Below are 11,499 nucleotides of genomic sequence, written 5' to 3'. Positions count from 1 at the left end.
TTGAAGGATAAAAAAAATCACCGTGAAAGGTGGCTTTAATCTGCTGATTTTACAGCTAAAATTTGGTGGCCCCTGCTGGGTTTGAACCAGCGACCAAGCGATTATGAGAACGATGTTCATTCATTGTAAATCAATAACTTACTGATTTTTATGAAAAGTTAAAAACGAATGCTATTGAATGTTATTGTACTTCTGAGTCCTGGGGGGACAAAAAGGGGGCGATTTTGGCCATTGGGTTTAGTGTCGTTGCCTCTTGCAAATGGCTGGGAGCAAAATGTGCATAACGCATAGTCATTTTGATGTCAGTGTGTCCCAGTATGCGTTGAAGTACTAAAATGTTCCCTCCGTTCATCATAAAGTGAGACGCAAAAGTGTGCCTCAGGACGTGAGACAGCTGGCCATCAGGGAGATCAAGTTCTGCACGTTTTACCGCGCTGCGAAACGCAGAGTAACAAGTGTCAAAGTAGCGCCCAGCGGTCTCAGGCTTTGGAATACTGTCATATACTGTCTGGGATATTGGCACTGTTCTATTGCGATTACCTTTAGTTTTAATAAAGCTAATTTTCAGATTTCTGATTTGTTTTGTGGTCAGAGATTCAGCTTCATCCCATCTTGCACCAGTGACTAAGCAAATATGCGCAACATGGTAAACGTGGGGGTTACGGCTATTTTTACATTCTGCCAACAAACGAGTTATTTCTAAATCTTCCAAATAAGCGAGTTCCGACTCCTCAGATTTAAAAGGGCGAAGCATCTCTAAAGGATTATCTTGTTTCCAATGACCCAAGCGTTTTAACTCGTTAAATACGGCGCGGAAATAAGCTAACTCAAGATTCATTGTGCGGGGCGATATTTTCTTTACTCGCTGGGTTCTGGCTATTTCACCAGACATTCTTTTTTTTCTATAAATTGAAAACATTGTTGAGGTAAATTCATGTGCGAGCGGGCTTCCCATGTTTTGACAGGCGAATTCCATTGACCTTAGTCGCTTTTCTCCGTCATCCAGTGTTATACCGTGCTCGTCATACCATGTCTGCACTAAGTCGAAAAGCTTGCGTCTGTCTTCTTTACCTTCTAGCCAAGGTTTAGACGCAAGACTCTCCATGATGTAATTCTCGTAACTTATGGCCTCGCCTTTAGTTGCGAATGATTTGCGGATTCGCTTGCTCGCTTTGCCTTTAGGTTTTCCCTCAGGATAAAAATCTAAAAGCCATTTACCGTTACTTTGCTTCTTAATTGACAATTTAATTAAACTTTTTGTTGAAATTATTCTTAATTCTTTCTTGGATGTCTCTGATTTCTGGTAAAGCGATACCAATCATCTTCGGTGAGTACTTTTTATCGTCTGTGCAAGCTTGTCTGAGTTCGGCGACCAAACTATCAGCTTTTTGTTGACCATCATCCATTTTGACTATTGCGTTACAAATAAACCTTACATTTTGAACCATGCTAACAAACTTATGATAAGAAACGGTTTTTTCGTGGTCGTCATATTCTTTTGTAACCAAATCAAGCATTTGATCATAGATTTCGTCAAGGCCCTTATAAAGCGAATCAATTAGCCGATTAAGCTCCGCATTTGACGCATGACGCGAAGTGTTGCGGCTGGCAAGATAGGAAGAAATTATCCAGCCTGCAATAGTTGCCAGCAATGAAAAGAAGGGTACCCACTTAAACCACTCTATAGGTTGCTCGGGTGTCATGAGGTGCGCCCTGATAATGCCTCGCTAATGTACTTCTTAACCTCAACCACAATCGAAGGGTCATCTTCACACTTAAGATGATCCTTAAGAAAAACCATCCTTTGAGTGGCAATACCTTTTCTCACTAAACCTCCAAAAGCCTCCTCAAGGAACGATGAGCCGTATCCATAAACGCCGTCGAAATCAACAGCAACGTCTCCCTCTTTCAGAGCGGGTGCGAGAATATCATCGCGAAATTCCTCGCCACTATAGTCACCTAACTTTTTATATCTAGGTCCTGGATACTTCGAAAATTTCTTTACTTCGATGATTTTCATGATTTTTTTCCTTGAATAGGTAAGTCTAAGCTACACTCAACTATGGTTCCATTTATTGATAGTTTATGATCGAACCATGTCTCAGGTTTAGCTTTCCCTCTGTTAGTGTAGGAGTAAGAGCCCCTGTTCGAATAGACTGCCAGTTTCGCATTGGGAATTTTCTCAATGACTGATTGTAAATCTGGCCCGCCTTTACCTCTATAATCCAGCTTAGTTGCAGATTTTTTCAACTGTAATGAAGCTCTTATGAAATCACTATCACTAGTTAGCGCATGTCCTATGTACTCAGTTATCCTTGAGAAAAACGTCGAGCTTTGAGTTTTAGGAAGCGTTTTTGAAATTCCTAATCCTAAATCACACACCAAAGCTATCAGCTTGTTGTTCATAATTGTTGCAATACACCACCACTTGGTCTTAGGCACACTTCCGTGATAGAGATCTGGCCTATAGGCATGCTCAACCGAGTTAGACATTGCTTCAACTAATGGGCGATAGAGTGCTTGATGATTTTGCCCAGTGCTTTCTGTTACTTTCTCTAAAAGCTCGCCAACTTTTGCACTTAAAACCTGTGAGCCTCGAGTAGCTTCCCAGCAGTCGACCATAGGCAACTGTCTCATTTCTCTCTTTACCTTCCCCAACGCAGCATAGATTCCAAGCCAGTTCATAACGCTATCCACTACAGGATACCGATTTTTATCGTTCTGGTTAATACGTGTCGCTGGAGGACGAGTAACACTATATTTCACATATGGTGCTTCAGAGTTGAGACGCTCCAAATTTGCAAGCAGATATAATCCGCCAGAAGCAGTGACCATTTTTGTTTCTCTGAAGCATAAATGAACTTGAGCTATTTTGCTGATTCGCCCTTTTTTGGCAGCGTCTTTAATTTTTTGTATGAAATCAACAAATGTGTCACGATAATTTATCTTTGATAAATCTAAAACCGATGGGGCTACTATTTTAACCCTTCCGGTTTCATACTTATTTCCATTTCTTGCTTTTTTTGTTTTTCTATTTTTATTGTAATTAGAAATGGTTTTTCTTAAGCCGCGTTTCAGAGCTGCTCTTAAAATTGATGGGTCATTCCTTTTTTCAATCAATTTCATTTTTCATTTCCTTGAGGAGAACATTTTCTAAATCACTGTGTTGAAAATATTTAGCTCGTGATGCTCAATACTACTCGACCCAAAACATTAATATCATCTATGCTGCAATCAAAGGCCATTCCCACGCCACTTACGCGCACTTTTTTAATTGGAATGCGCACAAGATTCCTGATGCTGACTTTACCTTCAATATTTACTAGCCATTCACCATCGAACACCTCTTCATATTTGCGATCAATGATGTACTGGTGTTTATCATCTATCAAACAGAAGGGATCTGATGGCAATGGAACGCCAGGCCGAAAGAAGGCTTTATCGAACAAAACATAGCCGGAATCAAACAATTGGCCATCCACAAGTTTCTTCCTTGCAAACTTCATGATGTCTGTTTCGTCATTGTCAAACTTTTTGCCGTGTCCGGTCGTCAGCCACTCTAGGGAGGCGCCAGTTTCAGCAGCACATCTAACAACCATATCAGCCGGGAACGTCCCACGCTTAAAGCGTGCGGATAAACTACTTGCAGCCATATCAAAATGGTCAGCCAGTTGAAGTTTCTGAGCGAAGCCATAGGCCTCGGTAATGCGGTCTAGCACATCACTACTATGACCAGCTTGTTCAAACGGGAATTTGCTCATCGACTTTCGCTCGATTAGTTTTTTGCAAAATGGTATTGCAAATTTGCATAAATCTAATTAGAGTCTCTCCGTAGTTTGCTAAATGTTGAATATCACTGAATGTTACAGCATTCAGCCGAATCGGGGAGTTTGCCTTATGCGTCCTAATATTACAATCACCATTCCCACACCTTACCTTCCTCTTGATGAATACTGCCGCCTAACAGGTACGGCGATGGGCACTGCACGAGACATGATCCGCGATGGCCGCCTTCCAATCCGTAGTAAAGGTGATAAGCCTCGTTCACGCGTAGAAGTGAACATGGCCGCTCTTACCGTTGAAGCTTTAAGCGAATGCAGAATTTCGCTTCAAGCGTAGTTCAGGCTAACAATTCGTAAGGTGCGAATCATGTACGATTATAAAGTTTCAGTACGAAACCATCTTGATGATGCCTGCCGCCAGTTTTCGCTGGCACATAACGTTACAGACCTGGCAAAAAAAGTAGGAATGCAACCGGCCACACTGCGAAACAAGCTGAATCCTGACCAGTCGCACCAACTGACATTACCTGAGTTGCTGGCGATCATCGATCTAACTGAAGACCCAACCATTCTTGACGGTTTCCTACGTCAGATTAATTGTCAGCCTTCTGTGCCGGTTAACAACGCCAAACCTGAAAACATGCAGTTTTGCGCATTAACTGCTGTGGCCAGTGTCGGGGTAATCGCTGGGGAAGCGGTTTCAACGGAAAAGATGACCGTTGCACGCCGCAATCAGATTCTTAACAGAGCCAGTGATGCTATCCGCAGCCTGTCTTTACTCGTCTATTCCGTTGAAAGTCGTTTTCAAACCGTGCCGGTGTTGGCTGCTGCCGTTGATGTGGTAAGCGCCTCAATGCCTGGCATCGTTGCATGAGGTGAACATGTTCGTATTCGTGAATCTGCTAAAGCGCCAGTCGCCATCGAAGCAGCTGCCTGCGTATGGCCACGGCACCATCCAGCTGCCAAACGGGCAGCGCTGGAATCCTGCTTTTACCCGTAAAAATCATGAGGCAAAGCATGAATGCAAACGATGAAAAATGGCTGGGGGTGCTGCGCCAGATGGTTTCTGGTCATAGCACACAGGCGTACAGCATATGGGAGCGGCTTAGCGAACATCAGCGCGGAATTATTCTGCACGCCGCAGGCTTAAAGGCGCGTCATTGTCGTTATTCATGGAGCCAGTTCACTGACCACGAGTTACACCAGATTAAGCGCGGCCTGCAGCGTCTGAAATGCATGGTTGAAATGTTCAAGGGGCTGGGGCCGCTGGCGTTTCAACAGGAAAAGAAACCATCACCGAGCGTGCTGAGCGCGGCGCGATCAGTGCCCACTGTACCGGGTACACCAGTACATGAACTGATAAAGGCGCGGCAGCAGCTGCGTAAACCCGCTGACAATCGTGCCCACTGAGGAAATGTTATGAACATCATCACCGTAGAAAAAAAAGGGCTGCTTGAAGATTTCCGCGACTGGGGCGTTAACCCGGATTATGCAGAGTTCTTCATCAGCAAATGCGACGCCGAAGGCAGCACTGTTGCACTCAGGTCTTTCGTCTTCAATGACACGATCCACTTGGACGACAAAATACAGTGGCTGCTGGTAAGTTCTGCTTTCTGGTGTCGTGCGTTTCGCGAGGCAGAAACCCACACGCAGCAGACAGAAGCAGTAAGCGCAATCCGCGCGATTTACTTTGCAGCTGGCTTCCTCGGAGCATCGCCCGTTGTGGCGCTTATCCGGTCATGGTGGAGCGTATCTTATGAATTGCATCTGTTGTCATCCCCTAACCAATCACAGATGCAGATGAAGTCCTTCCGTTCCTCAATTCTTAATTCGCTGCTTAAACGCTAATAACCCGCCGCACGATTTTCGGCTTTCTATCGGATAGCCGGGGATTCGTGCGCTCTTAATTGGAGAAAACGCCATGAGAATGACCCGTCAGGATTTAAAAAAAGAAGCGGCCGGCAGCACTGAATTGGTACAGGAGCTGTGCAAGCAGGCGCATGTTGAAGGTGGCAAAGATATGGCAACTAAGCTGTCTGGCCGCCTTGATCGTCTCGCTACGCACGCAGCAAATAAAGGGCTGTCTGCTGTTGAGATTGTTGAACTGATCCGGCAGGAAGCTGAAGCCATTGACGGTAAAGGCGGTGCGCTATGGCAGTGAAACCACCATTTATTATTGCCGTGCGGGGACTAGCGTGAATCTGGCTGAATCTGTAAGCCTCAATGGTCAGTATCACGCCGTAAATAAAATGCGGCGTGAGTTCTTTTCGCCTGGAGCACCGCAGGGCATCACTCACACAGAGCTTAAACTCTGGCACTGTGATTCAACCGATCATGAGTGGCGCAGCCAGTACCTGCACAATATTCCGGATTACCTGTCCGGATATTTTGGCCAGCGATATGAAACACTTCTAAAGTCACCTAAAGGCGGTCGCCGCCGTGCCAATACGTTCTTACGCAACACCATCGGTAAGAGCGTATTGCCACGTCTGAAACTTGTTAACGCAGCGTGGCAGCGTGATTACTCAACCGGTATGCCTTCACCTTTCAAAGATAACCTTGATGATCTGCCGGGCTATGACCGGGACCGTGTGCGTGATCTTGCTTATAACATTGCCAGTCACTTAGGCGAGGCTTTTCACTCCTGGGCTGAAATGACCGCGCCCGATGATAAACCTGATGAAGACGAGCTGAAGCAGCGCACGGCTCAGGGTTATGTATTTCTGGCGCAGGAAGCACTGAAATGCGGTACTACACCGCCTTTCTGGCTGTCAGTTAAAAAGACAGGCAGGATTAAACGTCGCCACGCTGAAAGCGCTATTCTGCGCATGATGTCACCTGAATGGTGGAGGGTTCGTCTGCAGCGTCGTCGTGATCTGCACCGCGAGCATATGGCTATTGCCGTGGGGCAGGTCCAGAAGGCTGCAAGTCCCTACGTTTCACGCGGAACACTCGGAGAGTGGGCAGAACAGAAAAAGCGTAACCGCGAGTTTTTCAAAAAGTTTGATCTGGTTAATGAGGATGGTGATCGCATTGCGCTGGCCGATATGGTCAACCGCAGCAATGCTAATCCGGCTATTCGCCGCTGTGAGCTAATGGCGCGTATGCGCGGGTTTGAAGATATCGCCAATCATGAAGGTTATGCCGGTGATTTTTACACGATTACTGCGCCGTCACGTTTTCACGCCGTACACAGTAAAGGGGGATTCGTTTCACAGTGGAACGGTGCAAACCCGCGCGACACTCAAAAATATCTCTGTTCTGTCTGGGCTAAAATCCGGGCTGCGCTGTCCCGTGCCGGTATTCACGTTTTCGGCTTCCGCGTTGTGGAACCGCATCACGATGGAACGCCACACTGGCACATGCTGCTTTTCATGCGTCCAGAACACGTTGACGAAGTGCGGGACATTATGTGTTACCACGCGCGGATTGCTGACAGTGAAGAACTGAACACAGAAAAAGCGTTAAAAGCACGTTTTCATGTTGAGCCAATTGATCCCACCAAAGGCAGCGCAACGGGCTATATCGCAAAATATATTTCTAAAAACATCGACGGCTATGCGCTTGATGAAGAAAGCGACGGTGAAACTGGCGGTAACGCGCGTGAAATGGCAAAACCCGTTTCAGCCTGGGCATCACGCTGGCGTATCCGTCAGTTTCAGCAGATTGGCGGTGCGCCGGTGACGGTGTGGCGTGAACTGCGCAGGCTTGGTGACCAGCAGATTGAGCAGCCGGAAATGGATGCGGTTCTGGCATCTGCAAGCGTGGCTGTTGACTGGGCTGCATACACGCAGGCGCAGGGCGGTCCGCTCGTTGCCCGGTGCGATCTGGTTGTGCGTCTGGCTTATGAAATCACCGAATGCGGTAATGAGTACGGTGAAGACGTTCAGCGGGTGCAGGGGGTTTATTGTCCGCGTGCTGCCGGTTCGGAAGTGCCAACACGTCTGGTTAAGTGGGAAAAGGTCGCCAAACTGGCCGAAGCGTCAGCGGAGGCTGGCTTTTCTGGCGGCAACGCCGCCCCTTGGAGTTCTGTCAATAACTGTACGGGGCCGAAGCGCCGCAGGTTAGAAGTGGAGCTGAAAGGCAGGGGGTTTGAGGGCAGTGATGAAGAAATTGACCGACTCTTAACCGGGGCGGCGATCTCTTTCAGGGGGCATGGTCTTGTGAAGTATCAGGCGGAGCGGTTAATAGACGTTGCTGATACCAATGAAAACGAGTGCTGGCCGGGCTGGTCTTCGGGCTAATTCAAGGTGTTAGCGCATGTTTATAGTAGATAAATCCCAAAAAAGGATTCATATTTCGTAATGAATATTATACTGTATGGTTATACAGTGTTTAATGTAAGGGAGGTTGAAATGTCTGCGTCGTTAAGTCAGATAGTTAAGGTGGAACGGATTGATTTTATAGTGAAAATGATGACTCATTCACTGGTGGAAGATAAACGCCGCGCATTACTTGATGAATGGCTGGGTGAACTGACGGAAGACCTTTTAGCTGACCTGAAAAGCGAAGCGAGGAGAAGCGCCCCAGTTAGTGAGGGGCGTTCTTATTAGGATGCCTGCAGAAGTTTTAAAGTCAGCTGTTTTTGTTCTGCTGACATGCCGCTGATTACCTGCTGAATCAGTAAATCGCCTTTTTTGGCGCTAGGGCTGATTGTGTGGGAAAACGTCAAATTCATAACAAAAGTATGTCCACATTCAACGTCTGCACATGAGCAATAAATATCAGCAATATCGCGATGTTTGCGATTTGTTTTACGGATGACCGCCTTTGATTTGCACTCTGGGCACTCAATTTTTAACACGCGCATATTTGCGGCTCCGGCGTTGTAAGTTTGCCTGGATTTTATCCGATTACGCCTCATGCCGCATCCTTGTTCTTTGATTGCTGGGCAAATTTCAGGTGAAGGTGTTCCGGTACTTCCGGATCACCGTTCACCGCCATCATGAGGCGGCGCTGGAGTGGGGCAACCTCGTTTTTCTTATAGGTGGCTTCCACCTTTTCCGGGTCACCCAGGCCGGAAGTGTTCTGCGGAATAATCCCCGCAAGGCCAGCCGGAAAGCGGTGCGCGTTCAGCACGTCCTGCGCGCTGATATTCTTCACGTTGGCAAATTCATCTTTCGCGCCAATATCCCCCATCTGGATAAACTGCACGCCTTCTTTATCCCCGCCGGGGATGTTTACCAGAATGGTGCTGAAGTTGCCGATCCCCTTGCTGTTGGCCAGCTGCTGCTCTATCTCTTCTTCCACTTCATCCGTCATGTTCGGGTCTGTGGTGTAGAGAATGCCGCCGGTGTGCGCGCCGTTGTGATAATACCGGCGGCGGAAAATTACTGCTTCGCTGTTGAGCAGGGCGGAATGAATGCCGCCGATATAATCCGGCAGGCCGTAAATCTGCTGCTGCGGGTCATACATCCGGATAAAAATCACATCCTTTTCGGCGTATACCAGCGGTTCACCTTTCTGCAGCACCACAAATTCACCGTCCCTGCGGCGGCGCATATACAGGCCGGGCATGGGTTCCAGGGCAACAACGTCGCCCCAGCCGTTGCGGATTTTGACGAGCGCCAGATCCCCGAACGTCAGCAAATCCATCGCGCCAGCTTCAAGGCTGTCAAACGTCAGACCGCCGCCCAGATAATCCGACAGCACCATGTTTTTACGCGCGTGCAGAATGCCACCGTGCTGGCCGTTGAGGTTAACCAGCTGCGCCAGCGCGAGGCGGTCAATCGGCAGGCTGTAGTGATCAAAATAGTTGTCATACCACACATCACGATAATCGGTGCCGGTGGTCAGGACTGGTTCAGGCTTGCCGAAGCGCAGCACGGACATTTTGCGCTTACCTGCCGCCTGCTGTGCGCCGCTGGCGCGTTGCTTATATCGTTTTTTCATGCTGCCTTCTGAAACTTCCATTTGGATTTAGGTTTGTGCTCGTAGTTGAGCGGCTCGTTGTCCAGACCGTGCATAATTGCCCAGGCTGCTTCTGCGTGGCCGGTTTCAGCCGTGCGATCAGCGACGAAGGTCACCGCGCTGCCTGATTTCGTGACGGCGCGCCGGATAGACATAAACGACGCGGCCACTTCCTTCAGATCCGCATCCCATTCAATGCGGCCGCTTTCAATGACGTCTGCCGCCTTAAGCACCAGGCGATTCTTAGTGCTCAGGTCGTAGCGGATAGGTTTAAGCACGCGCATGGCAAAGGGGTGAATGTTGTCGTAAACGCCCTGGCCAATGCCGGTCACGTCTACGCCCAGATAGGTGAAGTTGTACCGGGTAAAGAGTTTTTTGATTTCGCTGGCCTGATGACGGAAGTTCATGCCGCGCCAGTTGATGATGGCCAGCACGCGGAATTTCTCACCGGCCAGCACCGGCGGGGCCATAATCACGAATGTAGACAGGTCGCCGGAACGGGCAGGGTCATAACCGCCCCAGACAGGACGATCGCCAAACGGGCGGCGCGCTTTCGGGTCGTGGTCCTGCCAGAACGTGATATCAGTGCCGCATTTTTCCAGGTCGGAAAAGCTGAACACCGCGTCTTTACTGTCAACGAAGACGCACATGTACAGCATATCGAACGTGTCTTTGCTGTAGCGGTTGCGCAGCTTGTCGATGCTGGCGAGGTTAAAGCCGTTAGCAATCGCGTCTTCCATCGTGATGACGTAGCGCCACTGGCCATCGGGGCAGAGGCGTCCGCCGTCGCGCATGGCGTTAAACGTGGGAAACACCACGGCGGCGCGCTTTTTACTGCCTTTTTTCCACTCCTCACCGGTCCAGAACGGGTAAGCCTGATGAGTTTTGGCTGACGGCGTTGAAAAGTAGGTGGTGCGCCATTTGTCGTGTGTGGCCATCGCAGACGCCACTTCATTCAGCCGCGCGAAGTTCGGCACCCAGAAATATTCGTCACAGTAGAGGTGGCCGCTATATGACTGCGCCGTATTCTTATTCGTGGACAGAAAGCGCAGCTCTGCGCCGTTGCTCAGGCGGATAGGGTTGCCGGTGAGCGTGATGCCGAAGTATTCCTGTGCGATGTTGACGATGTATGAGCGGAAAACCTCCGCCTGCGCACGCGAAGCGGAAAGGAAAATCTGCGGGTCACCGGTCAGCACGGCGTTTTCAAACGCCTCAAAAGCAAAATACCAGGTCGCACCGATCTGGCGGCTTTTGAGGATGTTGCGCACCTGTTGGCCAATGTTCAGGCGCAGGTGTTTCTGGTAGCCAAACAGGTGTTCTTCAGCCCATAAGTTCAGGTCATCTTCCGTCAGTCCGGATACGTCGTTTTTATTGTATTTGCGCTTACTGCGCGGCTGATCACCTTCCTCTTCGTTGCCGCTGCCTGCAGATGCCGGGCGCGCGGCGGCCAGCTTCTCTTTGTGTTTGTTATGCTGCGCGCGCAGCTTTACTGAATGGGCAACCAGCTGATCCAGTTCTTTCAGTTCCAGTTCTGTTTTGCCATCGCGTCCGGTCAGCAGCTGGATGCGGCGCTCAATCGCATCTTCCGTGCTTTCGTGGCTCAGCATGTCTGCCCAGCCTTCCTTTTCAGCCCAGTAATAAATAATCCGCGCATTCGGCAGATTTAATTCACTGGCAATTTCCTTCGGCGTATACCGCCTTAAATACAGGGCGCGCGCAACGCCGCGTAATTCATCACTGTATTTAGCCATCAAATATTCATTCCTTTATTTGCCTGAACGCTATTATGCCGATGCAGAGTAAATAA

16 protein-coding genes are annotated in these 11,499 nt (G+C 48.7%); 8 read left to right on the top strand and 8 right to left on the bottom strand.

Going from position 1 to position 11,499, the window contains the following annotated elements:
• Positions 1–181 precede the first annotated feature (181 nt).
• The 5 genes from N1689_RS15055 to N1689_RS15035 are packed head-to-tail and all read right to left on the bottom strand — an operon-like array spanning position 182 to position 3,761.
• Positions 182–1,243 (bottom strand): tyrosine-type recombinase/integrase, encoded by a 1,062-nt coding sequence (locus N1689_RS15055; protein WP_260059317.1) that lies wholly within the window; start codon positions 1,241–1,243, stop codon positions 182–184.
• Position 1,244: 1 nt separating this feature from the next.
• Positions 1,245–1,703 (bottom strand): hypothetical protein, encoded by a 459-nt coding sequence (locus N1689_RS15050; protein WP_260059316.1) that lies wholly within the window; start codon positions 1,701–1,703, stop codon positions 1,245–1,247.
• Positions 1,700–2,020, bottom strand: a complete 321-nt coding sequence (locus N1689_RS15045; RefSeq protein ID WP_246760922.1) for an STAS-like domain-containing protein — start codon at positions 2,018–2,020, stop codon at positions 1,700–1,702. Before N1689_RS15045 ends, N1689_RS15050 begins: the two co-directional genes overlap by 4 nt.
• Positions 2,017–3,126 (bottom strand): hypothetical protein, encoded by a 1,110-nt coding sequence (locus N1689_RS15040; RefSeq protein ID WP_260059315.1) that lies wholly within the window; start codon positions 3,124–3,126, stop codon positions 2,017–2,019. Before N1689_RS15040 ends, N1689_RS15045 begins: the two co-directional genes overlap by 4 nt.
• Before the next feature lie 50 nt (positions 3,127–3,176).
• A complete protein-coding gene (locus tag N1689_RS15035) occupies positions 3,177–3,761 on the bottom strand; it encodes a phage repressor protein CI (protein WP_260059314.1) in 585 nt (194 codons plus the stop codon).
• Positions 3,762–3,897: 136 nt separating this feature from the next.
• Between N1689_RS15035 and N1689_RS15030 the strand changes: the two genes are divergently transcribed.
• The 8 genes from N1689_RS15030 to N1689_RS14995 all read left to right on the top strand — a co-directional run bounded on the left by N1689_RS15030 (position 3,898) and on the right by N1689_RS14995 (position 8,335).
• Positions 3,898–4,119 carry a regulator gene (locus tag N1689_RS15030; RefSeq protein ID WP_246760926.1) on the top strand — a complete coding sequence of 74 codons (222 nt, stop codon included), beginning with the start codon at positions 3,898–3,900 and terminating at the stop codon, positions 4,117–4,119.
• A 30-nt stretch (positions 4,120–4,149) separates the two neighbouring features.
• A complete protein-coding gene (locus tag N1689_RS15025) occupies positions 4,150–4,656 on the top strand; it encodes a phage regulatory CII family protein (RefSeq protein ID WP_260059313.1) in 507 nt (168 codons plus the stop codon).
• 7 nt (positions 4,657–4,663) lie between these two features.
• Positions 4,664–4,816 carry a phage filamentation protein Fil family protein gene (locus N1689_RS15020; protein ID WP_182687419.1) on the top strand — a complete coding sequence of 51 codons (153 nt, stop codon included), beginning with the start codon at positions 4,664–4,666 and terminating at the stop codon, positions 4,814–4,816.
• Positions 4,800–5,192: a hypothetical protein gene (locus N1689_RS15015; protein ID WP_246760930.1), complete on the top strand. Its 393-nt coding sequence runs from the start codon at positions 4,800–4,802 to the stop codon at positions 5,190–5,192. The genes N1689_RS15020 and N1689_RS15015 overlap by 17 nt, the downstream gene beginning before the upstream one ends.
• 9 nt (positions 5,193–5,201) lie before the next feature.
• Positions 5,202–5,630 carry a hypothetical protein gene (locus N1689_RS15010; RefSeq protein ID WP_246760932.1) on the top strand — a complete coding sequence of 143 codons (429 nt, stop codon included), beginning with the start codon at positions 5,202–5,204 and terminating at the stop codon, positions 5,628–5,630.
• Positions 5,631–5,703: 73 nt separating this feature from the next.
• Positions 5,704–5,943, top strand: a complete 240-nt coding sequence (locus N1689_RS15005; RefSeq protein ID WP_143991422.1) for a DUF2732 family protein — start codon at positions 5,704–5,706, stop codon at positions 5,941–5,943.
• Positions 5,944–6,031: 88 nt separating this feature from the next.
• Positions 6,032–8,026: a replication endonuclease gene (locus N1689_RS15000; protein WP_260059385.1), complete on the top strand. Its 1,995-nt coding sequence runs from the start codon at positions 6,032–6,034 to the stop codon at positions 8,024–8,026.
• 60 nt (positions 8,027–8,086) lie between these two features.
• Positions 8,087–8,335, top strand: coding sequence for a hypothetical protein (locus N1689_RS14995; RefSeq protein WP_182687430.1), 249 nt, complete (start codon positions 8,087–8,089; stop codon positions 8,333–8,335).
• Here N1689_RS14995 and N1689_RS14990 read toward each other — a convergent pair.
• The 3 genes from N1689_RS14990 to N1689_RS14980 are packed head-to-tail and all read right to left on the bottom strand — an operon-like array spanning position 8,332 to position 11,443.
• Positions 8,332–8,646 carry an ogr/Delta-like zinc finger family protein gene (locus N1689_RS14990; protein WP_137241202.1) on the bottom strand — a complete coding sequence of 105 codons (315 nt, stop codon included), beginning with the start codon at positions 8,644–8,646 and terminating at the stop codon, positions 8,332–8,334. The two genes, N1689_RS14995 and N1689_RS14990, sit on opposite strands and share 4 nt — an antisense overlap.
• Positions 8,643–9,674 (bottom strand): phage portal protein, encoded by a 1,032-nt coding sequence (locus N1689_RS14985; RefSeq protein ID WP_260059312.1) that lies wholly within the window; start codon positions 9,672–9,674, stop codon positions 8,643–8,645. The genes N1689_RS14990 and N1689_RS14985 overlap by 4 nt, the downstream gene beginning before the upstream one ends.
• Positions 9,671–11,443, bottom strand: a complete 1,773-nt coding sequence (locus tag N1689_RS14980) for a terminase large subunit domain-containing protein (protein WP_260059311.1) — start codon at positions 11,441–11,443, stop codon at positions 9,671–9,673. The genes N1689_RS14985 and N1689_RS14980 overlap by 4 nt, the downstream gene beginning before the upstream one ends.
• Positions 11,444–11,499: the final 56 nt, after the last annotated feature.

This window comes from Pantoea sp. XY16 (genome assembly GCF_025153065.1).
Classification (GTDB): domain Bacteria; phylum Pseudomonadota; class Gammaproteobacteria; order Enterobacterales; family Enterobacteriaceae; genus Pantoea; species Pantoea alfalfae.
Note: the sequence above shows the minus strand (reverse complement) of the source record. Positions and strands in the feature narration are given on the sequence as shown.